We start from the raw sequence: 25,461 nt of genomic DNA, 5'->3' as shown, positions 1-25,461 counted from the left end.
CGCGCGTGTCGATTACGTTTCGACAAATGAAGGCGGCGGGTGTTGACGCATGACCAGACATGGGACTGTTATTACGCCACCGTGTTTGGTCGCGTTGGTTTCTGGTCGGTTACGACGACCTGGGGCGTGGCGCATTCCGGCCGAACCCTGTCCGTCAGGAGCCGTTCATGCCCGACTTCTCCCTCCCCGCCGCGAGCCGCCGTTCCGTCCTGCGCGGCGTAGGCGGCGCCGCCGTCCTCGGAGCCGGTATCCCCCTGCTGAGCGCCTGTGGCAGCAGCGGCAGCGGGTCCGACTCGAAGACCGTCACGCTCGGGTCCAACGCGTCCGACGCCGTGCCGAAGAAGGCGTTCGCGAGCGTCTACGCGGACTTCAAGAAGACCTCCGGCGTTACCGTCAAGGTCAACACGAAGGACCACAACACCTTCCAGGAGCAGATCAACTCCTACCTCCAGGGCACCCCGGACGACGTGTTCAACTGGTTCGCCGGGTACCGGATGCAGTTCTTCGCGGCCAAGAAGCTCGCCACCCCCATCGACGACGTCTGGGCGAAGATCGGGGACAACTTCCCCGACGCGATGAAGAAGCTCAGCAAGGGCGAGGACGGCAAGTACTACTTCGTGCCGATCACCACGTACCCGTGGGCGATCTTCTACCGCAAGAGCGTCTTCGCGGCGAAGGGCTACACCGTCCCCACCACCTGGGACGAGCTGGTCGCCCTCTGCAAGAAGATGAAGAGTGACGGCCTGGTCCCGATCGCCTTCGGCGACAAGGACGCCTGGCCGGCGATGGGCACCTTCGACCAGATCAACTTCCGCCTCAACGGCTACGACTTCCACAAGTCGCTGATGGCGGGCACCGAGTCGTGGACCGACCCCAAGGTCAAGGCGGTCTTCGACCACTGGGCCGAGCTGCTCCCGTACCACCAGGACGGCTTCATGGGCCGCACCTGGCAGGACGCGGCCCAGGGCATCGTGTCGAAGAAGTCCGGCATGTACCTCCTCGGCACCTTCGTGGCCCAGCAGTTCACCGTCAAGGCCGACCTCGACGACCTCGACTTCTTCGCCTTCCCGGAGATCAACTCCGCGTACGGCCAGGACACCGTCGAGGCGCCCACCGACGGCTTCATGGTCAGCAAGGCCCCGAAGAACCACGCCGGTGTCGTGAAGCTCCTGGAGTACCTGGGCACCCCGGCGGCCGAGGAGCTCTACCTCAAGACCGACCCGAGCGTGGTCGCGGCCTCCAGCAAGGCCTCCACCGCCGCGTACTCGCCGCTGCAGAAGAAGGCGTTCGAGATGATCGGCGCCGCCAAGAGCCTCACCCAGTTCATGGACCGCGACTCCCGTCCGGACTTCACCTCGACGGTGATGCAGCCCGGACTGCAGAAGTTCCTCCAGAACCCCAAGGGCGTCGACAGTCTGCTGTCCTCGATCGAGCGCCAGAAGAAGACGATCTTCGCCTCCTCATGATCTCCGAGACGACTACGACGAGCCCGGAGGCGGACGCCGTTCCGCCTCCGGGCCCCGCGCCTGCCGACAAGCGGGTCCCGCAGGGCGCCAAGCGCCTGCTGACCCGCCGTGACCGCATCACGCTCGCCTTCATGGCGGGCGTGCCGACGGTCCTGCACGTGGCCCTTGTCTGGGTCACCGCCCTCGCCTCCATCGCCCTGGCCTTCACCAGCTGGGACGGCATCGGCTTCTCCTCGATCAAGTGGGTCGGGCTGGACAACTTCAAGCAGTTGTTCACCGACAACCCGCAGTTCTGGCCCGCCCTAGAGCACAACGTCATCTGGTTCGTCGTGCTCATCCTGCTGCCGACGCCCTTCGGCCTGTTCCTGGCCGTGCAGCTGGACAAGAACATCCGCTTCAGCCGCGTCTACCAGACCGCGTTCTTCCTGCCGGTCGTCATGTCCCTGGCGGTCACCGGCTTCGTCTGGCAGCTGATCTACAACCCGGACACCGGCCTGATCAACAGCCTCATCGGGGCCAACAAGCCAGGCCACTACATCGACTGGATCGGCGACCCCAAGCTCAACCTGTGGGCCGTCCTGATCGCCGCCTCCTGGCGGCACGCCGGCTACATGATGATCCTGTACCTGGCCGGCCTCAAGGGCGTCGACCCGTCCCTGCGGGAGGCCTCCGCACTGGACGGCGCGAACGAGTGGCAGACGTTCAAGAACGTCATCTTCCCGACGCTGCGCCCCACCAACACGGTCGTCCTGGTCGTCACCATCATCGAGTCGCTGCGCGCCTTCGACCTGGTCTACGTCTTCAACAAGGGCGCCCAGGGCACCGAGCTGCTGTCGATCCTGATCACCAACAACATCATCGGCGAGTCCAGCCGGATCGGATACGGGTCGGCGATCGCCGTCGTCCTGCTGATCATCTCCCTCGCGGTCATCATTCCGTACCTGATCGCGACCTTCCGGAAGGAGCGGCGCGCATGACCACCCCCACCGCCGCGCTCGGCGTGAAGCAGCGCACCCCGCTCCGCCCCGCCCGGGTCCTGCTGCACACGTTCCTCGTCGTCACCTCGCTGGCCTGGCTCGCCCCGCTCCTGTGGGCGGTCTACGCGGCCCTGCGCCCGTACTCGGAGACCAGCAACAAGGGGTACGTCTCCTGGCCGGACACGCTGAACTTCGACAACTTCAAGAACGCGTTCCAGCAGTCCGACATGACGCACTACTTCGTCAACACGGTGATCATCGCGGTCCCGGCCGTGCTGCTCACGCTGCTGCTGGCGTCGATGGTCGCGTTCTACGTCAGCCGGTTCGACTTCCGATTCAACATCGCCCTGCTGCTGGTGTTCACGGCCGGCAACCTGCTGCCCCAGCAGGTCATCATCACCCCGCTGTACCGCCTGTACCTGCTGATCGACCTGCCCGGCATCACGATGAGCGGCAAGCTCTACGACTCCGCGCTGGGCCTCGTCCTCATCCATGTGGCGTTCCAGTCCGGCTTCTGCGCCTTCGTGCTCAGCAACTACATGCGGATGCTGCCGCACGAGTTGACCGAGGCGGCCCTCGTGGACGGCGCGTCCGTGTGGCGCCAGTACTGGCAGATCGTGCTGCCGCTGTGCAAGCCGGCGATGGCGGCCCTGGGCACCCTGCTCTCCATCTGGATCTACAACGACTTCTTCTGGGCGATCGTGCTGATCTCGACCGGCGAGAACATGCCGATCACCTCCGCCCTGAACAACCTCTCCGGCCAGTACTTCACCGACCCCAACCTGGTCGCGGCCGGCGCCCTGCTCACCGCGATCCCGACCCTGATCGTGTACTTCGCGCTCCAGCGCCAGTTCGTCAGCGGTCTCACGCTGGGCGCCAACAAGGGCTGACGCCACTTCGGTCCGGCCCTTCCTGTTGAAAGAGAACCACCGTGCACGACCACCCCTTCACCGCGCTCACCTCCGTCCCCGTGAATCCGCGCACCGCCCGGGCCCACGAGGAGGGCTGGCAGTCCTGGAGCCCGAGCGGCGCCTACCCCCTCGGGGCGCGCCCGTACCGGCCGGCCAACGCCAACTGGGCGACGGTCTGCTACCGCCCAGGCGCCACCGTCCCGGCCGATGTCTTCCAGGGCGAGGGTCTGCTCGCCCTGGACCCCGGCGACGGCTCTCCGGCCCGCCTGTGGGCGGCGGTCGACCCCACCGGATCGGTCCCGTCGATCCGGCTGTCGGTACGGGACGGGGTGGCGGAGATCGCCGCCGCCGGCCCGGTGAAGGAGTGGACGGGGTCCGGCATCCAGTCGGTCCTGGGGGACTGGGCCGACAGCCTGGCCCTGCCGTCCCCCCGCCCCGCGCCCACGGTCTGGTGCTCCTGGTACGAGTACTTCACCGCCGTCACCGAGGAGGACATCCACGAGAACCTCCGAGCGATGGACACCCTCGACCTCCCGATCGACGTCGTCCAGATCGACGACGGCTACCAGAAGGCCCTGGGCGACTGGCTGACCCTCTCCGGCCGCTTCCGCTCCCGGGCCGGCATCGCCGACACGATCCGCGCACGCGGCCGCAGGGCGGGCATCTGGACGGCCCCCTTCCTGGTCGACCCGGCCAGCGACCTGGCCGCCGAACACCCCGAGTGGCTGGTGCGCGACCCGGCCGGCGGCTTCGCCCACGCCGGCCGCAACTGGGGCCACGACCTCTGCGTCCTGGACCCCACCCACCCCGGCGCGGCGGCATACCTGACCGAGGTCTACGCCACCCTCCGCACCGAGGGCTACGACTACTTCAAGGCCGACTTCCTCTACGCCGGCGCCCTGGACGGCGTACGCCACAAGGAGGTCGACGCCATCGAGGCCTACCGGGCCGGGATCGCCCTGATCCGCGAGGCGATCGGCCCGGACGCCTACCTGCTGGGCTGCGGAGCGCCGATCCTGCCCTCCCTCGGCCTGTTCGACGCGATGCGGGTCAGCCCCGACACGGCACCGCACCGCCGCCCCGAGGCCGACGACTTCTCCCAACCCGGCCAGGACTCCGCCGAGTTCACGGGATTCGCCCGCCAGTGGCAGCACGGCCGCCTCTGGACCAACGACCCCGACTGCCTCATGGCCCGCCCGGCCGTCGAGACCCGCGAACGCTGGGCCGCCCATGTCGAGGCCACCGGCGGCCTGATGGCGTCGAGCGACCGCCTGCTGTCCCTGGACCAGTGGGGTGTGACGACAACCCGTCGTCTCCTGACGGGAGTTGACCGATGACCATTTCCTACGGCGGCGACTACAACCCCGAGCAGTGGCCCGAGGAGGTCTGGGCCGAGGACATGCGCCTGATGCAAGAGGCCGGGGTGACCATGGTCAGCGTAGGCATCTTCTCGTGGGCCCTGCTGGAACCGGCCGAGGGCGTCTACGACTTCACCCTCCTGGACAAGGTCCTCGACCTGCTCCAACAGCACGGCATCCAGGCCGACTTGGCGACCCCGACGGCGGCACCTCCGGCCTGGTTCTTCCGCGCCCACCCGGAGGCGCTGCCGGTGGACCGGGACGGCCGGAGACTGTCGTACGGCAGCCGCCAGACGTTCTGCCCCTCAAGTCCCGCGTACCGTACGGCCGCCCTGCGCATCGCGGGCGAACTGGCGCGGCGCTACGCGGCCCACCCCGCGGTCGCGATGTGGCACATCCACAACGAGTACGGCTGCCACAATCCGGCCTGCTACTGCGACGAGAGCGCGGAGGCGTTCCGGGTGTGGCTGCGCGCGAAGTACGGCGACAGCCTGCCGACGCTCAACGACGCCTGGGGTACGGTCTTCTGGAGCCAGTGGTACTACGACTGGGCGGAGATCCTGCCGCCGCGCGCGACGGGCGCGGTCCCCAACCCGACCCACCAGCTGGACTGGCGCCGCTTCTGCAGCGACGCGCTGCTGGCCCTGTACAAGGCGGAACGTGAGGTCCTGCGGGAGGCGGCCCCTTTGCTGCCCGCCACCACCAACTTCATGGTGATGTTCAACTTCGACGCGCTGGACTACTGGCGCTGGGCACCGGAGTTGGACGTCGTGTCGAACGACCACTACCTCCGCTCCACGGACCCCGAGTCGGAGATCGACATCGCGATGAGCGGCGACCTGGTCCGCTCGCTGGCGGGCGGCCGTCCCTGGCTGCTGATGGAGCACTCCACGGGCGCGGTGAACTGGCAGCCGGTCAACAGGGCCAAGTCGGCGGGGGAGTTGAGGCGCAACGCGCTCGCCCATGTCGCGCACGGCGCGGACGGCATCGCCTACTTCCAGTGGCGGGCGGCGAAGGCGGGCGCCGAACAGTGGCACTCGGCGATGCTGCCGCACGCGGGAACGGACAGCCGGATCTGGCAGGACGTGGTCCAACTGGGCGCGGACCTAGGGGCGTTGGCGGAGGTGCAGGGCAGCACGAGCACGGCGTCGGTCGCGGTGGTCTGGGACTGGAACGCCCGCTGGGCCCTGGAACTCCCGTCCCAGCCGAGCGAGGAGGTCCGCTACCTGGACCAAGTCCGCTCCTGGTACGAGCCGTTGTGGCGGTCGGGCATCGCGGTGGACTTCGTCCGCCCCGACGCGGACCTCTCGCCGTACCGCCTGGTCCTGGCCCCCAGCCTGTACCTGGTCGACGACACCGGCGCGGCCAACCTCTCCGACTTCGCGTCGTCCGGCGGCACGCTGGCCGTGGGCTTCCACAGCGGGGCGGTGGACGAGAACTGCCATGTGCGGCTGGGGGGTTACCCGGGAGCGTTCCGCGAGGTGCTCGGCGTCCGCACGGACGAACTGTTCCCGCTCCTGCCCGGCGAGTCGCTCGCGCTGAGCAGCGGCGGCGGTACGGCGTCCCTGTGGTCGGAGCGGGTCGCCCTGGCCGGCGCCGAGGCGATCACGACGTATGCGGAAGGCCCGCTGACGGGCATCCCGGCGGTGACGCGGAACGCGTACGGCGAGGGCACGGCCTGGTACGTGGCCACCCGCCCCGACCCGACGACCCTCGCCGGGCTCCTGGACCTCATCCGCAGGGAGGCGGGCGTGAAGCCGGTACGGGTCACACCGGAGGGCGTGGAGGCGGTGCTGCGGCGCGGGACGGACGCGGACTATCTGTTCCTCATCGACCATGCGGGGCAGGGGGCCGAGGTACCGGTCGCGGCCGACGCGGTCGAACTCCTCACCGGTGAGCGGGTGTCGGGCGGTTCGGTGAGTGTCCCGCCGGATGGCGTGGTGGTGGTCCGGGAGTAGAACGGACGGTCACTTCCGTGAGCGACGGCAAAGCCTCATGCTCGTACGAACTGGCCGCGATCCGCACCCAAGAGGTTCAGATGCTCCACCAGAGCCCTGCCGACTTCTGCGCCGAGTACGCCAAGGCGAACAGCACCGGCAAAACCGATGCGTTCGGCGCGGAGTCCACACTGGAAACGGTGACCGTCGTCAGCGAGACCCTCGACACGGCGCGGGTCGAGGCGCTCTGGTTCACCTGTGGCCACGACCCGGATTCCGGGTACTACGACGCTTTCGAGCGCACGGCCTTCCTCCTGGTCAAGCGGTCCGACGGGTGGCGCGTGCGCTCCGAGGAGAATCTCGGCTACGAGTGACAACTGGTCGGCGCCGCCGACCCCGCACTCCCGGCGGGCCCGTCCTCGTCAGAATCCTCCAGGTCCGGGCCCGGGCCCAGGCCCACCAAAGCCCCCGAACATCCCGCCGCCCGGCCCGTGATGGTGGAAGCCGTCGAGGAGCGCGTCCGCGAGGAGCATGCCGCCGACTCCCGCGGCGCCCGCGACGAGGGCGGTCTTCCACCACGGGGTGGTGTACCAACCCCCGGGCATGGAACGGCCGTTGACGACCCCGCCGGGGTAGTAGTACGGCGTGTTCGCACCGGGTTGAGGGGAGGCGGTGTACGTCTGTCCGCCGACCGTGACCTGACCGCCGGCACCCTGCGCGGGCAACTCGGGCCCCGGGTCGAGCCCCAGCGCGCCACGGGCGGTCCGGATGTGATGCAGCCCTTCGACGGCGGTCTGCGTGACCAGCCCGTACTGCATCGGCGAGTAGGCGACGGCGAGTTGCCCCTCGGCGGCACGGTGCCGCTCGGCGGCGTCGGCGAGGGCCTGCCGGGCGGCGCTGTTGCCACCCGCGTCCAGCGTGGACAGACTCCCGCCGAGCCGCTCCACCCACCGGGTGGCCTCGGCGCCCGCGTCGGCGTCGTAGACCTGCTGAGCGCTCCCGGCTCCGTACCCCGAACTCCCGCCGCCCACCTGCCGTTTGCCGTAGGCGACCGCGCCGCCGACGATCAGGGCCAGCAGCACCAACACGATGAGAAACACGACGTCCTCCCGTCCGCGCCGGGATCGGATCACCCCGTACGAGAGTGATCAGACGCCCCCGGGCTGAGAGGCCGCTGCGCGGGATCTGAGGGGTGGCTGTGAGTCGTGGCGGGTCGGGGAGATGTTCCCCTGCTTGCCTGAAGGTGAACGAACCAACCCTTTGCCCGAGTGCGGTTCGTTTATTGCCCTACCTTGAAAGATTCCTTGTACATCGATTGAAGTGACCCTGCCAGTCTTCTCGATCGTCAAGTGTTTGTGATCGATGTGCCAAAACCACGGGGTGGGTTGTGGGGGAATCCGGGGGCAGACGTGTGCGGCCGATGCGCACGGCGTGGCCGGCCGGCCACGGCGGACGGTACTCCGGTGGAGGTCACCGACGACCGCACGGAGTGAGAGACGACGTACGCCAATCCCGACGGCACGACGTTCCTGCGGAGCGAATGTCCTTCGACGAGTAGATGGGTCGCATCAACGGGATGAAGTGGGAGACGTGGAACTCCCCGAACTGGGAGGGTCTTTGTATGGTTGATGGCTTCGATGCGCTATTTCAATAAAATCGGGTGGACGGCGTACTTCGCTGGAGTGGACGGGGGTGAAATGGCGAGGATGCGCGATGTCGAGGCCTGGGACCCAATGACTGGTGTTGCTCTCGTCGTGGATCCGGATGAAGGGTCGCTCAAACCCGTTACTGCCTATGAGGACTTTACGCGCCTAGAAAGGGCCGGTCGCATCGTCGGGGTACTGCCAGGCGGGGGTTGGTCCGCTGTCTGGGAAGACGAAGACGCCGGGGAGAAGGTCTCGCAGAGTGTGCTGGGATGGCTCGTCACCGATGTTGGTGGAGCAATGCCTTTGGTTGTTTCATCGGATGGGTTGGTCGAGTCTGCGGAATCTGCGGACGGTTTGCTTCCGCCAACCCCGAATATTCTCGAATAGATCTCGACGGGGGCCCGCCGGTCTGGAGAGGCGGTCATTTGATATTGTCATGAGCGGAGAGATTCCCAACCCGCTTGAATGGCATCTCGCCTCCGATCGGGAGCTGGAGGAGTCTTGGGAATGTGAAGACTTCGCAAGGCTGCAACAAGTGGCAAGGCCTGTCTTCTTGTGTCCCAACTGCGGAAGAATTTGGGTCCATTGGGATGGAATCATTGATCGCGTTCCTTCCGTGTGGTGTGACCGTCGAAGATGTGCGAGATCGACTGCTTGAGCGCGGGGGAAATGTGGATATTCGCGATGGGCGGATATTCGTCTCGCACGAGGGATCTGTTGCCTGGATCGAATCGGGTGTGGAAGACGAGTTGAAAAGCGAGTACGAGTCGGATGAACTCGTCCTGATCGAGGGGCTCATAGGGAGCTGGACCGCTTTCGTCATCGACTATCGGTCGATGGGCGTCGCGGACTTCGCCGTGGCGGCCCTGTGCGGGCGTTGGCCTTGTGTGGTGGACGACGACGCAGGATTTATCGGGTGGGGGGCCGAATACCTCGCGCATCGCCCCCATTGAAGCGTGGGCGCGGGCGCGCCGCTGGGCGGCCGGACAGAACTCGGCCTCCTCAGTGGTGCAGCGCCCCCACCACGCCCTCGACCACCCGCAACGCGTCGCCGCTTCGCACCAGTTGGGCGATGTGCTCGATGTCGGCGTGGAAGATCCGGTCCTCGTCGACGGTCGGCACGGTTTCCCGAATGCGGGTCCGCAGGGCCTCCGCCGCCGGTGAGGGGGCAAGGGGTGCGAGGAGGTCGAGGGCCTGGGTCGCACACATCAGCTCGATTGCGATGACGTAGGCGAGTTTGTGGGCCGCGCGGTAGGCCTTCAGGGCGGCCAAGTAGCCGTTGCTGACCGCGTCTTCCTGGTTGGCGGAGGTGGTGATGTTGTCGGCGGATGCCGGGACTGCCATGCCCCGTAGTTCCATCGTCAGAGCGGCGGCCGTGTACTGGGCGATCATGTAGCCGCTGTTGAGGCCGGGCTGCGGTGCGAGGAACGCGGGCAGTTCGCTGAAGTTGCTGTTGACCATGCGGTCGGTGCGGCGTTCGGAGACCTTGGCGAGGACCGTCATCGCGTTGACCATGGTGTCGGCCTGGATGCCGACGTAGGTGCTGTCGCAGTTGGCCCCGCTCAGGGCGACCCCGTCCTCGCCCTCGGGGTGGATGACCGGGTTGTCGCCCACTGAGTGCAGTTCCTCGACGATGACCTCCTGGGCCTGTGCGAGCGCCCGCTTCGCTCCGCCGTGGATCTGGGGGACGGCGCGCAGGGAGAGGCTGTCCTGGAGGCGGTGGTCGAGGAACTCGGTGCTGATCGCGCTGGATGCGGTGAGTCGTCGTAGGTTCTCCGCGACCGCGGCCTGCTCGGGGTGGCGTTTGCGCTGCTGCAACCGGGCGTCGTAGGCGCGGACCGTGCCCTTGAGGGCCTGTACCGACAGGCTCGCGGCGATGTCGGCCGTCGTTGCCGCGACGCCTGCGTCATGGGCGGCGAGGACGGCTATCGCGGTGACGGAGTGAGTGCCGTTCGTCAGCGACAGGCCCTCCTTGCAGGCGAGCCGGGTGCGTTGCTCGTCGATGCGGGCCAACGCCGCGGCGCCGGGGAGGAGTTGGCCGTCGTAGGATGCCCGGCCCTCTCCCAGGAGTACGAGGGCCATGTGGGCCTCGGGGGCGAGGTAGCCGACGGAGCCTTCGCCGGGGACGTGCGGGGTGACGCCGGCGTTGAGCATGCGGCGGATCAGTTCGAGGGTCTCGAAGCGGATGCCGGAGTAGCCCTCGCCGAGGCCGATCAGCTCCATCAGGGCGATGGCTCGGACTATCTCGGTGGGCAGGGGTTCGCCGACCGACACGGCGTGCGAGCGGACGATGTTGCGTTGCAACTGCTCGGCGTCCGCCGGGTCGATGACCTCCGTGACGTTGTCGCCGAAGCCGGTGGTGACGCCGTAGACGAGGCGGTTCTCGGCGAGGAAGCGTTCGACCAGTGCGCGGGACTTGCGTACGCGGTCGACGTAGGTCGCGTCGAACTCGACCCGCGTGCCGTGGCGGGCGACCGCGACGAACTGCTCGACGGTGATCGGCTCCTTGCCCAAAGTGACAGCGGCCACGGACATCTCCCCGCGCTTGGCATGCATCCATTCGCTTGCCTGGCGAATGAATCACTTTATTTGGGGCTTGGCAAGGGCCGTCGAGCGGATGGTGTCGTTGGACTCGTCAACGCCCGCAAGCTGGCGGGCAACCTAACCCCCGTAATCCTCTGCACAGGTTAGTCCAGGCCCCACAGCTTTCGCGTCCTCGTCCACGACGAGGCGAGGCTCCGGGCCCTCCCGTCTGCCGTACCCCCACCGCCGGGGCGCGGCACGTCCCCTAGGCGTGCCGCGCCCCGTCCCCCGGTGTCCCCCGTCGGTCAGGCTTCGCTCGGCGTCGGCAGTACGCCCGTCCGTGCCGCTTCCCCGTACCACCGCGCGCTCGACTTCGGGGTGCGGGCCAGCGTCGCGTAGTCCACGTACACCGCGCCGAAGCGCTTCTCGTAGCCGTACGCCCACTCGAAGTTGTCCATCAGGGACCAGAGGTAGTAGCCCCGGACATCCGCGCCGTCCGCGATCGCGCGTCGTACCGCCGACAGGTGGCCGTGGAGGTATGCGATCCGCTCGGGGTCGTGGACCCTGCCCTCCGGGTCCGGCTTGTCGTCGTACGCCGCGCCGTTCTCCGTGACGTACAGCGGGAGGCCCGGGGCCTCCCTCGTGTAGCGGGTGATCAGGTCGTAGAGGCCTGTCGGGTCGATCGTCCAGCCCATCTCCGTGCGCTCGCCGGGGGTTTGGAGGAACGCCACGTCGTCCGCGCCCGGCCAGGGGGAGTACGCGCTCGCGCCATGGCCGTCCGCCCGCGGGGCCGGCCCGCTGGACTCCGCCGCCTCCACCAGCGTCGGCGTGTAGTAGTTCAACCCCAGTGCGTCCAGCGGCTGGTGAATTAGTGTCAGGTCGTTGTCGAGGACGTACGACCAGTCCGTGATCGATCGCGTCGCGTCGAACAACGACTGCGGATACGAGCCGTGCAGCATCGGGCCGTGGAACACTCCGTTGGCCAGGTCGTCGATCTTCCGGGCCGCCGCCAGGTCCGCCGGTGACTGCGAAGCGGGCCTGACCACCGACGAGTTGAGGCTCACCGCGATCGAGTTGCGGGCCGGGATCGCGGACCGGAGGGCCGAAGTGGCCAGACCGTGCGCCAAGTTGAGGTGGTGGGCGGCCTTCAGTGACGCCGCTGCGTCCGTGCGGCCCGGCGCGTGGACCCCTGAGCCGTAGCCCAGGAACGCGCTGCACCACGGCTCGTTGAGCGTGATCCACTGTTCCACGCGGTCGCCCAGCGCCTCGCCCACGATCTGCGCGTACTCGGCGAAGCGGTACGCCGTGTCGCGCTCCGGCCAGCCGCCCGCGTCCTCCAACTCCTGCGGCAGGTCCCAGTGGTAGAGGGTGAGGGCCGGCTTGATGCCGACCGCCAGCAGCTCGTCCACCAGGCGGCGGTAGNACGCGGAGGTCGCGGCGCCCCAGAGGAAGGCGGGGGGAAAGGTCACGGGGGTCACGGGCTCAGGCATGGAAGCGCTCCCATAAGGGGTCGTGGAGACCAATGAGTAGGAGGAGGGGAGGACGGGGGAGGGAGGGGCCGAGACTGGTGTGCTCGGCCCCGGATCGGGGGGTCAGCCCTTGACCGCGCCCTGCATGATCCCGCCCACGATCTGCTTGCCGAAGAGCAGGAAGGCGATCAGCAGGGGCAGCGTGCCCAGCAGTGCGCCCGCCATGATCACCGACTGGTCGGGGATGTAGCCGGTGCCCAGGGAGTTCAGGGCGACCTGGACGGTGGGGTTCTGCTGGTTGAGGGCGATGATCGGCCAGAGGAAGTCGTTCCAGGCCATCACGAAGGTCAGAAGGCCCAGGACCGCCATGGCCGGGCGGGCGGCCGGGAAGACCACGTGCCAGACCACCCGGAGGCTGCTCGCGCCGTCCACTCTCGCCGCCTCGATCAGTTCCGTCGGCAGGGCCTGGACGAGGTACTGGCGCATGAAGAACGTACCGAAGGCGCTGACCAGAGTCGGCAGGATCACCGTCTGGAGGTGGTTCGACCAGTGCAGGTCGGCCATCCACAAGTACAGCGGTACGACGGCCAGTTGGGGCGGGATCATCATCGTGCCGATGGTGAGCAGGAGCAGGGTGCTGGAGAAGCGGAACTTCAGCTTGGCGAAGGCGAAGCCCGCCAGGGTGGAGAACAGCACCGTGCCGATGGTGATCGTGCCCGCGACGACCGTGGAGTTGAACATCGCGGTGCCCATGCCGGCCTGGTCCCAGGCCGTCTGGAGGTTCTTGAACAGGTTCCCGCCGAACCACAGCGGCGGCGGGGTCTGGGCGAGCCGCGTGTTGGTGCGCGAGGCCGCGATCGCCGTCCACACCAGCGGGGCCAGCGAGACCAGCGCGAAGACCACCAGGACGACGTAGGTCAGCGGGCCCGCGTGCATCTGCTTGCCCGCGCCCATCACCCGGCGGCGCGGGGCGCGTGCCGCCGGTGCGGGCACCCGGTCCTGAGGGAGTGTCAATTCGCTTGTGGTCATTGGGACTTCCTCAGCCGTCGGGTGAACAGCAGGTTGATCGCGGCGACGATCAGCAGGATCAGGAACATCGACCAGGCGATCGCGGACGCCTTGCCGAGGTTGCCGATGATCCAGCCCTGGTCGTACATGTACAGACCGAGCGTCTGGTACTGGTGCTCGGAGCCGCCCTTCGAACCGCTGACCCCGCCGAACAGCAGGGGCTCGCCGAAGAGTTGGGTCGCGCCGATGGTGGAGACGACCACCGTGAAGAGGATCGTGGGCCGGAGTTGGGGGATCGTCACATGGCGGAACTGCTGCCAGCGGTTGGCGCCGTCGATGGCCGCCGACTCGTAGAGGTCGGCGGAGATCGCCTGCATCGCCGCGAGATAGATCAGCGCGTTGTAGCCCGTCCAGCGCCAGATCACGATCGACGACACCGCGAACTGCGAACCCCACGTGGACTCACGCCAGTTGATCGCGTCCACGCCCACGAAGTGCAGCAGCCAGTTGACCATTCCGCCGTCCCACGAGTACAGCAGCGTGAAGACGAGGGTCGCCGCCGCCACCGAGGTGGCGTACGGAGTGAGCATCACGACCCGCCACACGGTCGAGCCGCGCAGCCGGTAGTTGAGCAGATGCGCGATCCCGATCGCCATCAACAGCTGCGGCACGGTGGAGATCAGACCGATGGTGAACGTGTTCTTCAGGGCGTTCCAGAAGAAGTCCGAGGACAACAGGTTCCGGTAATTGTCCAGCCCCGCCCACGACTTGTGGTCCAGCGACGACAACTGCACGTTGTGCAGCGAGTACCAGGCCGTGTAGAGGAGCGGGATGAGCCCGAAGGCCCCGAAGATGATGAAGAAGGGGGAGATGAACGCGTACGGCGACGCCTTCATGTCCCAGCGGTACAGCCGGCTCCGCCACGAACTCGGGCCGGGCGCCGGCGTACCGCGACCGCCGCGGGCCGCGCCCGGCTCGTGGCCGGGCGCGGCGCCGGAGCCCGGCGCGGGGTGTGCGAGGGCCTGCTTGGAGCTGCTCACTGCCCGAGCACGTCCTTGATCTCCTTGGTGGCGGCGCTCCATCCCTGGGCCGGGGTCTTGCCCTTCTGCTCCACCTGGAGGATGCCGACGTCAGTGATCGCGGTACCGATCGGCTGGTCCTTGATGCCGAAGACCTGGACCGGGATCGTCTTCGCCGAGTCGGAGAAGATCTGCGTGATCGGCGCGTTCGAGAAGTAGGCCGTCGTGGCGGCGGCCGGCTTCAGGTTCGGGTACGCCGCCGGGGTGGACGGGAAGCTCGCCTGCTTGGCGAAGACCTTCTCCTGCTGCTCCGGCGCGGTCAGCCACTTCGCCAGCGCGATCGCGTCGGCCTGGTGCTTGGACGCCGTGGGAACACCGAGGAAGGAACCGCCCCAGTTGGCCGCGGTCGGCGCCGCCGCCACGTCCCAGTTGCCGCTGCCGGAGGTGCCGGCCTTCTCCTGGATGTAGCCCATCATCCAGGCGGGGCAGGCCACCGTCGCGAAGCTGGCGTTGGCGAAGCCCTGGTCCCAGGTCGGGTCGAACTGCTTCAGCTTCGCCGACATGTTGCTGGTGGCGACCTCCATCGCCGCGTTCCAAGCCGCCTTGACGCCGGTCGACTTGTCCCAGATGACGTTGCCGTCCTTGTCGTAGTACCGCTGGCTCTCGCCGCCGATGGCCGCGTTGTAGACGGAGGACGCGGAGTCCACGAACTTGGTGCCCTTGGGCGCCTTCTTCATGTAGTCCTTGCCGACATTGACGTACTTCGTCCAGTCGCCCTTCCACAGGGCGGCGAGCTGGGTGCGGTCGGTGGGCAGACCGGCCTTCTTGAAGAGGTCCTTGCGGTAGCAGATCGCCATCGGGCCGGTGTCGGTGCCGAGGCCTATCTGCTTGCCGTCCTTGGTGGTGGCCTGGGCGTTCTTCCAGGGCAGCCACTGCGACTTGTCGACGTCCTTGCCGAGGTCGACGAACTTGTCGGCCTGCGTCTGGACGGCCTCGGTGATGTTGCCGACCTCGATGGCCTGGATGTCGTCGGTGCCCGCGCCGGCCTGGAGCCGGGTGAGGACCTTGGGCCAGTACACGTCGGTACGGGTGGTGACGTCCTCCTTGATGGTGATGTTCGGGTGGAGCTTCATGTACTCGTCGTACAGACCGGCCTGCTTGTAGCCGAAGACGCCGAAGGTACCGACGGTCAGCGTGGTCTTGCCCTTGCCGCTGTCACTCGCGTTCGACGAGGTGCCGTCCGAGTCGCTGGAACAACCGGCCAGCACCCCCGTGGTCAGGGCGGCGACGGCCGCGAGGGCCATCAGCCGATGGGACCGTCGGGTACTCGTGCGCATTGCGTCCTCCTGTTGCCTGACGTGCCGACCCCCCGGCCAACTGCATTGTTGGGCCCGTTAGTTCACGCTGCGGCTCGGGCGGGGAACGTGCGGGATGTGTATGTGTCAGGTACCGTGGGAGCGCTCCCACCGGTGATGTGTTGAAGAGTCGTCGGTTCGCGCGGGGGTGTCAAGGGACCGGACGCGGAGAGATGCGTTCAGTTATTCGTCTGTTAGCTAACCGAGCGGGAGGCGGGGATTCGGCCGGAGGCGGGGCTCCGCACGCCCCTCTTCCCTGATCAGGACTGTTACATTCCAGGCCAACGGGTGGGTCTACAGGAGGCGGAGCCAATGGCAAGCCACGGAGCGCGGGGCCGGAGCGGCGGCCGGCCGACCTTGGAGGAGGTCGCGGCGCGCGCCGGAGTGGGCCGCGGCACGGTCTCCCGGGTCATCAACGGTTCGCCAAGAGTCAGCGACGCGACCCGCGCGGCCGTCGAGGCGGCGGTCGCCGAACTCGGCTACGTCCCCAACACGGCCGCCCGCGCCCTCGCCGCGAACCGCACCGACGCCATCGCCCTCGTCGTCCCCGAGCCGGAGACCCGCTTCTTCGCGGAACCGTACTTCTCGGACATGCTCAAGGGCGTAGGAGCCGAACTCTCGGAAACCGAGATGCAGTTGCTCCTGATCTTCGCGGGCAGCGACCGCGAACGGCAGCGCCTCGCCCAGTACTTGGCCGCACACCGCGTGGACGGCGTCCTTCTCGTCTCCGTCCACGCGGACGACCCGCTGCCGGACTTGCTGGCGCAACTGGAAATCCCGGCGGTGATCAGCGGCCCGCGCTCGGCGGCGGAAACCCTCACCTCCGTCGACTCGGACAACTACGGCGGAGCCCGCTCGGCGGTGGAACACCTGCTGACGCGCGGCCGCACCCGCATCGCCCACATCACCGGCCGCCTCGACGTCTACGGCGCCCAGCGCCGCGTCGACGGCTACCGCGAGGCACTGCTCGACGCGGGCCACGAAGTGGACGAACACCTCATCCAGCCGGGCGACTTCACCGAGGAGGGCGGCCGCCGGGCGATGAAGGAACTGCTCGCCCGCCGCCCCGACGTCGACGCGGTCTTCGCCGGCTCGGACGTCATGGCGGCCGGCGCCCGCCAGGTGCTCCGCGAGGAGGGCCGCCGTATCCCCGACGACGTCGCCCTCGTCGGCTACGACGACTCGGCCATAGCCCGCCACATGGACCCGCCCCTCACCAGCGTCCGCCAGCCAATCGAGGAGATGGGCCGCGCGATGATCGACCTCCTGCTGGCCGAGATCGCGGACCGGCGCCCGGCCACCTCCCGGGAACTCGAACGCCGACAGGCGGTACTGGCAACGGAGTTGGTGACGCGAGCGTCTTCATGAAGAAGCGGTCGCTCGGCCAAGCTGTTGCCCGTGACCTCCCATCCCCTCCTGGCCGTCGCCGAAGTCCCCGCCGTCGAGCCGTACCTCCGCACGGTGGGCGAGGTGTTCCGCGTCTTCCGCGAGCAGGACTCGGGATGTGTCTCGTACGGTGTCCAACTCCCGGACGGCGAGCGCTGGTTCGTGAAGGAGGCGACAACTGCCGCCGCCCAGGCCTCACTCGACCGAGCCTGGACCTTCCATCAGGCGGTACGGCACCCGGCGATCGTCCCGCAGCCGCACCGGATCGCGGTGGCGGGCAGTGGCCGTACGGCGGCGGTCATGCCCTGGCGCCACGGGGAGTCCCTGTACGGCCCCGCCCGCGCCCGTTTCCACGCGCTGCCCCTCGCCTCCGTCCTGCGCGCGGTCGACCGGGTCCTGGACGCGCACCTCGCGGTCGAGGCCGCGGGCATGGTGGCGGTCGACCTCTACGACGGCGCGTTCCTGTACGACTTCGGCGGCGACGCGCTCCACCTCGTCGACCTCGACGAGTACCGCCCCGGCCCCTTCGTCCTCGACGCGGACCGCCTCCCGGGCTCGGCCCGCTTCATGGCCCCCGAGGAGTGGTACCGGGGCTCCGTCATCGACATCCGTACGACGGTCTACGCCCTCGGCCGCAGCGCCCGTCTCCTCCTCGACGGCGGGGAGCGCCGGGCCTGGCGCGGTACGGCGGGTCAACTCGCCGTACTGGAAAGGGCTACCCGCGCCGATCCCGCCGAACGGTTCGCGGGCGTACGGGAGTTCACGGGTGCGTGGCGCGCTGCCACCTGATCTCGCCGTCCTGCCACTGTGCGGTCGGCGCCAGCCCGACTGCCGTGGCGACCGCGGCGGATGCCCGATGGTCCGGGTGGATGTGCGCCACGATCGTGGAAACCGCGTGGTCGCCGAGCCAGGACACCAGGCCCTTCGCCGCCTCCGTGGCCAGGCCCCGCCCCTGCCACGGTGCTCCGACCACCCACGCGATCTCCGCGACCGAGGCCGCCTCGGTGATCGTCGCCTGGACCGTGCCCACCAGACGGGACTCCGCCCGGAGTCGTAGAACCCAGTTGCACCAGACGGCGGTTGAGGGACCCGGGGAGCCTGCGACGAGGCGTTCGTAGCGGGTCCGCAGGGCGTCGGGAGTCAGCGGTTCGCCGCCGATGAAGGTGTGGAGGGCGGGGGAGGACAGGACCGTGGCCATTTCCTCCGCGTGCGTCGCGCTCAGAGGGACGAGATCCAGCCGGGCGGTGGTGATGAGTTCGGTGTCCATCGTGGCTCACAGCATCCAGGGGGCGGGGCCGGTGCGGCTGGCCCAGGCTGCCAGGGCGTGCTGGTCGAAGAGGCGGATGCCCATGGACCGTGCGTAGTTCGTGGCCGGCTTCGTGAAGCGTGAGGTGGTGACGACGGCGGCGACCTGGGCGCCGTGGACGTTGTAGCAGGTGCCCCCGAACCGCTGGAGGTCGCCGGAGCCGACGGTGGTCGTCGGGCCGTAGCGCTTGCACTGGATGACGATGCGCCGCCCGTCGGGCGCGTTCGCGACGACGTCGGCCCCGAGGTCCCCGGCGCCTCCGGTCCGGCGGGCGTCGCTGCATCCGTCCCGGTGGCAGAGGTAGGCGATGGCGTCCTCGAACTGGCGCGGGTCCATGACGTGGTAGCGGGCGATCTCGGTGGACTGCGCGGCGCGGACGCGGGCCTCCTCGGCCCGGCGGGCCTGGCGCGCGCCGCGCCGGCGTACGGCCAGGACCCCGCCGCCGACGAGAACGAGGGCGGCGACAGGTTGCACGGCGGGCGTCGTCGCGACCCAGCTGACCAGGGCGAGCAGCAGGCCGACGCCTGCGATCCCGGCGAAGACGATGACGAGGAAGGTGTCCCCGGCCTTGGCCTGGCCACGCGGCCTGGATGTCCTTCCCCGCGGGGACGTTCTGCGCATAGGGGCATGATGGACGCTGCACGGGTGCGGCGAACGCGGTGTGACCGGCTTGTGACAACCGGTGGTGGGTGGTTCCCGCCGTGTTCCCACAAGGCGGAAACGGATCAAGGGCCGACCCGTAACCACGGGTCGGCCCTTGATCTTCGAGGGTGAGTGACGGGACTTGAACCCGCGACTTCCTGGACCACAACCAGGTGCTCTACCAGCTGAGCTACACCCACCATGCCCGGTCGTTCACTCTGCGAGTTTCCGACCGGCCGAGAAAAAGTGTACAGGGTCCGAAGGGGTGCTCGCGCCCGCCTTTATCGCGCGGGCTGGACGTGCTTCGCGGCGATCGTGCGAGCCGTGTCGGAGTCGGGGCCGGGCTGCGGGACGAAGATCGCCTCGCGGTAGTAGCGCAGCTCCGCGATGGACTCGCGGATGTCGGCGAGGGCGCGGTGATTGCCCTTCTTCTCGGGGCTGTTGAAGTACGCCCGCGGGTACCAGCGGCGGGCCAGCTCCTTCACCGAGGACACGTCCACGATGCGGTAGTGCAGGTACTCCTCCAGGGTCGGCATGTCACGGAGGAGGAAACCGCGGTCGGTGCCGACGGAGTTGCCGCACAGCGGGGCCTTGCCCGGCTCCTTGACGTGCTCCCGGATGTACGCGAGGACCAGCTCCTCCGCGTCGGCCAGCGTCGTGCCGCCGGCCAACTCGTCGAGCAGGCCGGACGCGGTGTGCATCTGGCGTACTACGTCCGGCATCGTCTCCAGCGCCTGGTCCGGCGGGCGGATGACGATGTCCACCCCCTCGCCGAGCACGTTCAGCTCGGAGTCGGTGACGAGGGCGGCCACCTCGACGAGAGCGTCATCCGACAGCGAGAGGCCGGTCATCTCGCAGTCGATCCACACCATGCGATCGTTCATGTGTCTAACCTTAAGGTGCGCGTCGCTCAGCTGAGCCAACCGTGCGGTGACCTTGTGGTGCGGGGGGCGCGCGAAAGCCCCCGGAGATCTCCTGACGGAGACCCCCGAGGGCGTGCTCTGGTGCTACGTCGCGCTGCGCTGGCCGGGCAGGCTCGCCGCCGTACGACTCGTGGCGTACGCCTCACGGCCGTTCTCCGCCGCCGCAGCGGAGGAGGCCGCCGCGGACAGCGCGCTCGCCGCCGTACGACGGGTCTGCATCGGGACCGGGCCCTCCGGGTGGAGCGAGGGCGGCAGGCCCGTCGGGCCCAGGGACGACGGACCGCCGGGCTGGCCCGGGGCGCCGTCGCCGTCCAGCTGCTTGTCGCCCTGAGGCCTGCGGGCGCGGTACGCGGCCCGGTAGGCGGCGGGCGACGAGCCCAGCTGGCGGCGGAAATGACCGCGCAGCGCCACCGGCGAACGGAAGCCGCAACGGCCCGCGACCTCGTCCACCGAGTAGTCCGACGTCTCCAGCAGGCGCTGCGCCTGGAGCACCCGCTGCGTGATCAGCCACTGCAGGGGAGCGCTCCCGGTGAGCGAGCGGAAGCGGCGGTCGAACGTACGCCTGCTCATGTACGCGCGTGCCGCCAGCGTCTCCACGTCGAACTGTTCGTGGAGGTGCTCCAGCGCCCAGGCGACGACCTCCGCGAGCGGGTCGGCGCCGATCTCCTCTGGTAAAGACCGATCGAGGTAGCGCTCCTGACCGCCGCTTCGGCGCGGGGGGACCACCAGGCGCCGGGCGAGCGCGCCGGCCGCCTCGTTGCCGTGGTCCGTCCGCACGATGTGGAGACAGAGATCGATTCCGGCCGCCGTACCGGCGGACGTCAGCACGTCTCCGTCGTCGACGAAGAGTTCCCGTGGATCCACGTGCACCGACGGATAGCGCTTGGCCAGCGTCGGCGCGTACATCCAGTGGGTGGTCGCGGGACGGCCGTCCAGCAGGCCCGCCGCAGCCAGCACGAAGGCGCCGGTGCACAGGCCGACTATGCGGGCCCCTTCTTCGTGCGCCCGGCGCAGTGCGTCGAGTGCTTCCTCCGGCGGTGGCGCGGTGATCGACCGCCAGGCAGGCACGACGACGGTGCCCGCCCGCGAGATCGCCTCCAGGCCGTGCGGTGTAGTGAGTTCCAGCCCGCCGGTGGTGCGCAGGGGGCCGTCTTCTCCGCCGCACACAAGCAGGCGGTAGCGCGGAACTCCGGCGTCCTGCCGGTCGATTCCGAACACCGACAGCGGTATGGAACTCTCGAAGATGGGGCCGCCGCTGAACAGCAGCACCGCGACGATCTCCTTGCGGCGTCGCCCGGAAAGCTTCCGGGCCGCGGCTTCCGGCGCGGCAGTGGAGTCGTGGCTCATACTGCTAAGCCCCCCTCGGTGGTCGCGGCTCCTCGGTTGTGTCGCTCCTGCACGTTTCCCCTCGGTCCTGCACGAGTCCCCCGCCGTAAGACGTCAAGATCGAATCTACTGTGTCCAGTGGTGCCGGGGTGACCAGTTCGGCAACCGGCACATTGTCGACATGGCAACTTGGCGTAAAGCATTCGATCACGAAGCGTTGCACTCGTGGGCCGTGCAGGGAAGTGCGCCTCCCCGTAGTGGCCAATCCCCGTAGGGTGCGCAGGCCCTCCCAGACCCTTTCGGTGCAGGTGGAACGGGGGTTGGGGGGTGGTTCGGACAACAGATGCACGGTGGCCGGAAGTTGGCTGAAAAGCGTCGGGCGCGTGCGCGGAAACCGGTCAGTCGACCGGTGCGTTTCCTCCCGCGTGCCGACCGCCCCGGTGCGCCCCCGCAGCCGCCCGGTGACGGTGGCCGCGGTGCGGGGACTCCTCCTCGTCCAGCAGCCGGGCGGTGCCCCGTTCGGAGCGGCGCAGCAGTACCCGGCAGGCGGCGGTGACGGCCGCGAGACCGAGGGCCGTGCCGGCGGCGCCGGCGAGCGAGGTGCCGTACCAGAGGAGGACCAGGGGGACGAGGACACAGCTGAAGACCGCCCAGCGGACCACATCGGTGGCGGTGTCCGGGCCGGGGTGTGCCTCGGAGGTCGTACGGTGTCCGGACATGGCGTGCTCCCTGGGGCGGCGGTTCGCCGGGTTCAACGCTTGTTCGATGCGTCGGTCACTGTAGGGCAGCCCACGGGTGGACGCGGGGATAAGTGAATCCTGTGCAAACCGCCTGTACGGGGCAGCAACCATTGCGTTACGGGCGCCCCCTCGTGCATGCTCCGGGGAACTCCGCCGGAGCGTGTGCGGGATATGGGCTAAGGAGGACTGGCGCCGTACCCTTGGGGGTATGGGGTTGGGAAGATGATTCCCGGACACAGCTCCGGACACAGCTCCGCCGCACACTGTTGTCCCCTCCCAAGAGGATCAAAAAGCCGAGACATCCATGGCCGGTCACGAATCTTTCGAACCCGCGGACCGCAAGCGGCCCGTCGCCGATCCCACGGCGGCCGAGCCCCTGGCGGCGGAACAGCCACGTCATTCCTGCGATCCCGCCTTCAAGCACGGCGTCGTCGTCGGTTTCGACGGCTCCACGTCCAGTGAGCGTGCCCTCGCGTACGCCATCGGCATGGCCCATCGTTCGGGCTCGGGCCTGGTCATCGTGCATGTCGCGAACCGGCTGCCCACCACGGTGTGGGCGGGCTGCGAGCCACCGGTCTTCGTCGATGTGCCGGATCACCGCACCGAGGTGCTGGGGCTCGAGCTGGCGTGCGCCGAGTACCTCGCCGAAGTGCCCTGGATCCTCGTCGAGCGCGGTGGCGACATCTGCCACGAGCTCGAAGAGGTGGGACGGGAGTACGAGGCGGACGCGATCGTCGTGGGCTCGACCCATGGCATCGTCGGACGCATCTTCGGCTCCGTCGCGGGGCGGCTCGCGAAGCGGGCGCAGCGGCCGGTCGTCGTCATCCCGTAACTCGTAGGTCCAACTCGCCGGTCGGCTCCGAATTCAGTGCTGTGCAGAGGTGTTTGTGTCCTTGTGAAGGGCATATATCGGTCACACCGCACAACCGCACATGCATGAAGGGAGCCCGCCGTGGACAATGACGTCTCCGCGGGAAGCACGGGAAGCACCACCTCTGTCGTCGGCCGACTCGCCCTGGGAATCACCCTGTTGGCCTTCGGGCTCGGGTACACGGATGTCATCAACGGAGTGTCGGCGGCTGACGCCGTGTCACTCGCTCACTACGTAGGCGGAGTTGCGCTCTTCGTCGCGGGACTGTTCGCGTTCCGCGACGGTGACTCGGCCACGGGGACCGCATTCGCGGCCTTCGGCGCACTCTGGTTCACCTGGGCCGTCAGCGCGGGCAACTCCGTGTCGGACAACGCGGCGGGGTTGTTCCTGCTGCTCTTCGCCCTGGTCGCTCTCTCCGTGACCCTCGCGGGTGGGGATCAACTCACCCAGGGGACATACGGGTTGTTCTTCGTCTCCCTTGTGCTGCTTGCCATCGCGCAGTTCGCCGGCAACGACGGGCTGAGCAAGGTCGGCGGGTGGTTCGGTGTCGCTGCGGGGGCTGTTGCCTGGTATTCGGCGACGGCTGCGTTGGCTCACTGGCCGACGGTTCTTCCGCGGCGGGCGGCTGGTCGGGGCGTGACGGCTACCAGTTGACCGGCGGCAGAAAGGCCCCCCCACGTGTGTGAGGCAACACGTGGGGGGCCTTTGCGTTGAGTGGCCTCTGCAGGCCGGTGGGGGTTGCTCGCGCAGTTCCCCGCGCCCCTAAGAACCTCTACTCGACCGTGACCGACTTCGCGAGGTTCCTCGGCTTGTCGATGTCCCGGCCCAGCGCCAACGCCGTGTGGTACGCGAGGAGTTGGAGCGGGATGCCCATCAGGATCGGGTCCAACTCGTCCTCGTTCTTCGGGACGACGATCGTCTGGTCGGCCTTTTCCTGGTGCTGGTGGGCCACCGCGAGGATGCGGCCGCTGCGGGCCTTGATCTCCTCCAGGGCGGCGCGGTTCTTCTCCAGGAGGTCGTCGTCGGGGACGATCGCGACCGTGGGGAGGGCGGGCTCGATCAGGGCGAGGGGGCCGTGCTTCAACTCCGAGGCGGGGTAGGCCTCGGCGTGGATGTACGAGACCTCCTTGAGCTTCAGCGAGGCCTCGCGGGCCACCGGGTAGCCGCGGACTCGGCCGATGAACAGCATCGAGCGGGCCTCGGCGTACTCGGCGGCCAGCTTCTTGATCTCGTCCTCGCGGTCGAGGATCTCGGAGATCTGGGCCGGCAGCTTGCGCAGGCCCTCGATGATGCGCTTGCCGTCGCGGACCGAGAGGTCCCGGGTGCGGCCGAGGTGGAGCGCCAACAGGGCGAACGCCACTGTGGTGTTGGTGAAGCACTTGGTCGAGACGACACAGACCTCGGGGCCCGCGTGCACGTACATGCCGCCGTCCGCCTCGCGCGCGATCGCCGAGCCGACGACGTTCACCACGCCGAGGACGCGGGCGCCCTTGCGCTTCAACTCCTGTACGGCGGCGAGGACATCGTAGGTCTCGCCGGACTGGGAGACCGCGATGTAGAGGGTGTCGGGGTCCACGACCGCGTTGCGGTAGCGGAACTCCGAAGCCGGCTCGGCGTCCGCGGGGATGCGGGCCAGCTCCTCGATCATCTGGGCGCCGATCATGCCCGCGTGGTACGAGGTGCCGCAGCCGAGGATCTTGACGCGGCGGATCTGCCGGGCCTCGCGGGCGTCGAGGTTGAGGCCGCCGAGGTGCACGGTGGAGAAGCGGTCGTCGATGCGGCCGCGCAGTACGCGGTCCACGGCGTCGGCCTGTTCGAAGATCTCCTTGTGCATGTAGGTGTCGTGGCCGCCCATGTCGTAGGAGGCGGCCTCCCACTCGACGGTGGTCGGCTCGGACGTGGTGCGGGTGCCCTCGGTGGTGTATGTCCGGAAGTCGTCGGCCTTGAGGGTCGCCATCTCGCCGTCGTCGAGGGTCACTATCTGGCGCGTGTGGGTCACCAGTGCGGCGATGTCCGAGGCTACGAACATCTCCTTCTCGCCGATGCCGAGGACCACGGGGGAGCCGTTTCGAGCCACCACGATGCGGTCGGGGAAGTCGGCGTGCAGGACGGCGATGCCGTACGTCCCCTCGATCACCCGGAGGGCCTGGCGGACCTTCTCCTCCAGGGTCTCCGCCTGGGAGCGGGCGATGAGGTGGGTGAGGACCTCGGTGTCGGTCTCGGAGAGGAACTCGACGCCGTCGGCTTCGAGCTTCTTCCGGAGGTCGGAGGCGTTGTCGATGATGCCGTTGTGGACGACGGCGACCTTGCTGTCGGCCGACAGGTGCGGGTGCGCGTTCACGTCGGACGGGGCGCCGTGCGTGGCCCAGCGGGTGTGGGCGATGCCGGTGGTGCCCTTGAAGCGCGCCGGAACCTTGGCCTCCAGGTCACGGACCCGGCCCTTGGCCTTGACCACCTTCAGGCCGGCCGTCTTGGGGGCCGTGATGGCGATGCCCGCGGAGTCGTAGCCGCGGTATTCCAGCCGCTGCAGGCCCTCCAGCAGAAGCGGAGCAACGTCACGCTTGCCGATGTATCCGACGATTCCGCACATATATAGGT

24 protein-coding genes and 1 tRNA gene are annotated in these 25,461 nt (G+C 68.6%); 12 read left to right on the top strand and 13 right to left on the bottom strand.

Annotated elements, in window-relative coordinates:
- Positions 1 to 167 precede the first annotated feature (167 nt).
- Genes JHN45_RS15160 through JHN45_RS15135 form a run of 6 tightly spaced genes read left to right on the top strand, consistent with a single transcriptional unit; the run spans position 168 to position 7,023 of the window.
- A complete protein-coding gene (locus tag JHN45_RS15160) occupies positions 168 to 1,466 on the top strand; it encodes an ABC transporter substrate-binding protein (protein WP_200712474.1) in 1,299 nt (432 codons plus the stop codon).
- Complete coding sequence (locus JHN45_RS15155) at positions 1,463 to 2,443, top strand: carbohydrate ABC transporter permease (protein WP_200712473.1); 981 nt, start codon at positions 1,463 to 1,465, stop codon at positions 2,441 to 2,443. Before JHN45_RS15160 ends, JHN45_RS15155 begins: the two co-directional genes overlap by 4 nt.
- Positions 2,440 to 3,333, top strand: a complete 894-nt coding sequence (locus JHN45_RS15150) for a carbohydrate ABC transporter permease (RefSeq protein ID WP_200712472.1) — start codon at positions 2,440 to 2,442, stop codon at positions 3,331 to 3,333. The genes JHN45_RS15155 and JHN45_RS15150 overlap by 4 nt, the downstream gene beginning before the upstream one ends.
- 41 nt (positions 3,334 to 3,374) lie before the next feature.
- The gene (locus JHN45_RS15145; protein WP_201049340.1) at positions 3,375 to 4,691 is read left to right on the top strand and encodes a glycoside hydrolase family 36 protein; all 1,317 of its coding nucleotides are present in this window, start codon (positions 3,375 to 3,377) and stop codon (positions 4,689 to 4,691) included.
- A complete protein-coding gene (locus tag JHN45_RS15140; protein WP_201049339.1) occupies positions 4,688 to 6,670 on the top strand; it encodes a beta-galactosidase in 1,983 nt (660 codons plus the stop codon). Before JHN45_RS15145 ends, JHN45_RS15140 begins: the two co-directional genes overlap by 4 nt.
- A gap of 17 nt (positions 6,671 to 6,687) precedes the next feature.
- On the top strand, positions 6,688 to 7,023 hold the full coding sequence (locus JHN45_RS15135) for a hypothetical protein (RefSeq protein ID WP_200712469.1): 336 nt from the start codon (positions 6,688 to 6,690) through the stop codon (positions 7,021 to 7,023).
- Between the two features lie 48 nt (positions 7,024 to 7,071).
- Here the strand turns inward: JHN45_RS15135 and JHN45_RS15130 are convergent, their stop codons facing one another.
- Positions 7,072 to 7,749, bottom strand: coding sequence for a hypothetical protein (locus JHN45_RS15130; RefSeq protein ID WP_201049338.1), 678 nt, complete (start codon positions 7,747 to 7,749; stop codon positions 7,072 to 7,074).
- Positions 7,750 to 8,277: 528 nt separating this feature from the next.
- On the opposite strand from JHN45_RS15130, the gene JHN45_RS15125 reads away from it, so the two are divergent.
- Entirely contained in the window at positions 8,278 to 8,682 is a 405-nt protein-coding gene (locus tag JHN45_RS15125) for a hypothetical protein (protein ID WP_201049337.1), read from the top strand.
- Positions 8,683 to 8,804: 122 nt separating this feature from the next.
- Complete coding sequence (locus JHN45_RS15120) at positions 8,805 to 9,248, top strand: hypothetical protein (protein WP_200717267.1); 444 nt, start codon at positions 8,805 to 8,807, stop codon at positions 9,246 to 9,248.
- 49 nt (positions 9,249 to 9,297) lie between these two features.
- Here JHN45_RS15120 and hutH read toward each other — a convergent pair whose 3' ends face one another.
- From hutH to JHN45_RS15095, 5 genes are all read right to left on the bottom strand, one after another.
- The gene (gene hutH, locus JHN45_RS15115) at positions 9,298 to 10,830 is read right to left on the bottom strand and encodes a histidine ammonia-lyase (RefSeq protein ID WP_236583701.1); all 1,533 of its coding nucleotides are present in this window, start codon (positions 10,828 to 10,830) and stop codon (positions 9,298 to 9,300) included.
- A gap of 293 nt (positions 10,831 to 11,123) precedes the next feature.
- Positions 11,124 to 12,308, bottom strand: coding sequence for a family 1 glycosylhydrolase (locus JHN45_RS15110; protein WP_201049335.1), 1,185 nt, complete (start codon positions 12,306 to 12,308; stop codon positions 11,124 to 11,126).
- 102 nt (positions 12,309 to 12,410) lie between these two features.
- The gene (locus JHN45_RS15105) at positions 12,411 to 13,316 is read right to left on the bottom strand and encodes a carbohydrate ABC transporter permease (protein WP_201049334.1); all 906 of its coding nucleotides are present in this window, start codon (positions 13,314 to 13,316) and stop codon (positions 12,411 to 12,413) included.
- Complete coding sequence (locus JHN45_RS15100; protein WP_201049333.1) at positions 13,313 to 14,335, bottom strand: carbohydrate ABC transporter permease; 1,023 nt, start codon at positions 14,333 to 14,335, stop codon at positions 13,313 to 13,315. Before JHN45_RS15100 ends, JHN45_RS15105 begins: the two co-directional genes overlap by 4 nt.
- A complete protein-coding gene (locus JHN45_RS15095; RefSeq protein WP_200712226.1) occupies positions 14,332 to 15,651 on the bottom strand; it encodes an ABC transporter substrate-binding protein in 1,320 nt (439 codons plus the stop codon). Before JHN45_RS15095 ends, JHN45_RS15100 begins: the two co-directional genes overlap by 4 nt.
- A 330-nt stretch (positions 15,652 to 15,981) precedes the next feature.
- On the opposite strand from JHN45_RS15095, the gene JHN45_RS15090 reads away from it, so the two are divergent.
- Together JHN45_RS15090 and JHN45_RS15085 are read left to right on the top strand one after the other, a co-directional pair.
- A complete protein-coding gene (locus JHN45_RS15090) occupies positions 15,982 to 17,037 on the top strand; it encodes a LacI family DNA-binding transcriptional regulator (RefSeq protein WP_200712225.1) in 1,056 nt (351 codons plus the stop codon).
- Positions 17,038 to 17,067: 30 nt separating this feature from the next.
- Positions 17,068 to 17,844, top strand: coding sequence for a serine/threonine protein kinase (locus JHN45_RS15085; protein ID WP_201049332.1), 777 nt, complete (start codon positions 17,068 to 17,070; stop codon positions 17,842 to 17,844).
- Here JHN45_RS15085 and JHN45_RS15080 read toward each other — a convergent pair.
- From JHN45_RS15080 to JHN45_RS15055, 6 genes are all read right to left on the bottom strand, one after another.
- Positions 17,816 to 18,322 carry a GNAT family N-acetyltransferase gene (locus tag JHN45_RS15080; RefSeq protein WP_201049331.1) on the bottom strand — a complete coding sequence of 169 codons (507 nt, stop codon included), beginning with the start codon at positions 18,320 to 18,322 and terminating at the stop codon, positions 17,816 to 17,818. The genes JHN45_RS15085 and JHN45_RS15080 overlap by 29 nt on opposite strands.
- A 6-nt stretch (positions 18,323 to 18,328) precedes the next feature.
- On the bottom strand, positions 18,329 to 18,982 hold the full coding sequence (locus tag JHN45_RS15075; RefSeq protein ID WP_201049330.1) for a restriction endonuclease: 654 nt from the start codon (positions 18,980 to 18,982) through the stop codon (positions 18,329 to 18,331).
- A 148-nt stretch (positions 18,983 to 19,130) separates the two neighbouring features.
- Positions 19,131 to 19,203: transfer RNA gene (locus JHN45_RS15070), tRNA-His, on the bottom strand.
- A gap of 81 nt (positions 19,204 to 19,284) precedes the next feature.
- On the bottom strand, positions 19,285 to 19,887 hold the full coding sequence (gene orn / locus JHN45_RS15065; protein ID WP_200712221.1) for an oligoribonuclease: 603 nt from the start codon (positions 19,885 to 19,887) through the stop codon (positions 19,285 to 19,287).
- 123 nt (positions 19,888 to 20,010) lie between these two features.
- On the bottom strand, positions 20,011 to 21,273 hold the full coding sequence (locus tag JHN45_RS15060; protein WP_201049329.1) for a GlxA family transcriptional regulator: 1,263 nt from the start codon (positions 21,271 to 21,273) through the stop codon (positions 20,011 to 20,013).
- 377 nt (positions 21,274 to 21,650) lie between these two features.
- Positions 21,651 to 21,971 carry a hypothetical protein gene (locus JHN45_RS15055; RefSeq protein WP_200712219.1) on the bottom strand — a complete coding sequence of 107 codons (321 nt, stop codon included), beginning with the start codon at positions 21,969 to 21,971 and terminating at the stop codon, positions 21,651 to 21,653.
- A 325-nt stretch (positions 21,972 to 22,296) separates the two neighbouring features.
- Between JHN45_RS15055 and JHN45_RS15050 the strand changes: the two genes are divergently transcribed.
- Together JHN45_RS15050 and JHN45_RS15045 are read left to right on the top strand one after the other, a co-directional pair.
- Entirely contained in the window at positions 22,297 to 22,824 is a 528-nt protein-coding gene (locus JHN45_RS15050; RefSeq protein WP_019065779.1) for a universal stress protein, read from the top strand.
- A 120-nt stretch (positions 22,825 to 22,944) separates the two neighbouring features.
- Positions 22,945 to 23,517 carry a GPR1/FUN34/YaaH family transporter gene (locus JHN45_RS15045; RefSeq protein ID WP_200712218.1) on the top strand — a complete coding sequence of 191 codons (573 nt, stop codon included), beginning with the start codon at positions 22,945 to 22,947 and terminating at the stop codon, positions 23,515 to 23,517.
- A gap of 118 nt (positions 23,518 to 23,635) precedes the next feature.
- On the opposite strand, the gene glmS is transcribed toward JHN45_RS15045, so the two are convergent.
- Complete coding sequence (gene glmS, locus JHN45_RS15040) at positions 23,636 to 25,453, bottom strand: glutamine--fructose-6-phosphate transaminase (isomerizing) (protein WP_200712217.1); 1,818 nt, start codon at positions 25,451 to 25,453, stop codon at positions 23,636 to 23,638.
- Between the last annotated feature and the right edge of the window lie 8 nt (positions 25,454 to 25,461).

This window comes from Streptomyces sp. MBT53 (genome assembly GCF_016654115.1).
Lineage (GTDB): Bacteria > Actinomycetota > Actinomycetes > Streptomycetales > Streptomycetaceae > Streptomyces.
Note: the sequence above shows the minus strand (reverse complement) of the source record. Positions and strands in the feature narration are given on the sequence as shown.

What these genes read in the sequence shown, in the direction of transcription:
- JHN45_RS15050 (WP_019065779.1), top strand. Translation starts at nt 22,297, where the DNA reads ATGGCCGGTCACGAATCTTTCGAACCCGCGGACCGCAAGCGGCCCGTC.
- JHN45_RS15155 (WP_200712473.1), top strand. Translation starts at nt 1,463, where the DNA reads ATGATCTCCGAGACGACTACGACGAGCCCGGAGGCGGACGCCGTTCCG.
- JHN45_RS15060 (WP_201049329.1), bottom strand. Translation starts at nt 21,273, where the DNA reads ATGAGCCACGACTCCACTGCCGCGCCGGAAGCCGCGGCCCGGAAGCTT.
- JHN45_RS15075 (WP_201049330.1), bottom strand. Translation starts at nt 18,982, where the DNA reads ATGCGCAGAACGTCCCCGCGGGGAAGGACATCCAGGCCGCGTGGCCAG.
- JHN45_RS15090 (WP_200712225.1), top strand. Translation starts at nt 15,982, where the DNA reads ATGGCAAGCCACGGAGCGCGGGGCCGGAGCGGCGGCCGGCCGACCTTG.
- JHN45_RS15160 (WP_200712474.1), top strand. Translation starts at nt 168, where the DNA reads ATGCCCGACTTCTCCCTCCCCGCCGCGAGCCGCCGTTCCGTCCTGCGC.
- JHN45_RS15080 (WP_201049331.1), bottom strand. Translation starts at nt 18,322, where the DNA reads ATGGACACCGAACTCATCACCACCGCCCGGCTGGATCTCGTCCCTCTG.
- JHN45_RS15150 (WP_200712472.1), top strand. Translation starts at nt 2,440, where the DNA reads ATGACCACCCCCACCGCCGCGCTCGGCGTGAAGCAGCGCACCCCGCTC.
- JHN45_RS15055 (WP_200712219.1), bottom strand. Translation starts at nt 21,971, where the DNA reads ATGTCCGGACACCGTACGACCTCCGAGGCACACCCCGGCCCGGACACC.
- glmS (WP_200712217.1), bottom strand. Translation starts at nt 25,453, where the DNA reads ATGTGCGGAATCGTCGGATACATCGGCAAGCGTGACGTTGCTCCGCTT.
- JHN45_RS15105 (WP_201049334.1), bottom strand. Translation starts at nt 13,316, where the DNA reads ATGACCACAAGCGAATTGACACTCCCTCAGGACCGGGTGCCCGCACCG.
- JHN45_RS15125 (WP_201049337.1), top strand. Translation starts at nt 8,278, where the DNA reads ATGGCTTCGATGCGCTATTTCAATAAAATCGGGTGGACGGCGTACTTC.
- JHN45_RS15140 (WP_201049339.1), top strand. Translation starts at nt 4,688, where the DNA reads ATGACCATTTCCTACGGCGGCGACTACAACCCCGAGCAGTGGCCCGAG.
- hutH (WP_236583701.1), bottom strand. Translation starts at nt 10,830, where the DNA reads ATGTCCGTGGCCGCTGTCACTTTGGGCAAGGAGCCGATCACCGTCGAG.
- JHN45_RS15095 (WP_200712226.1), bottom strand. Translation starts at nt 15,651, where the DNA reads ATGCGCACGAGTACCCGACGGTCCCATCGGCTGATGGCCCTCGCGGCC.
- orn (WP_200712221.1), bottom strand. Translation starts at nt 19,887, where the DNA reads ATGAACGATCGCATGGTGTGGATCGACTGCGAGATGACCGGCCTCTCG.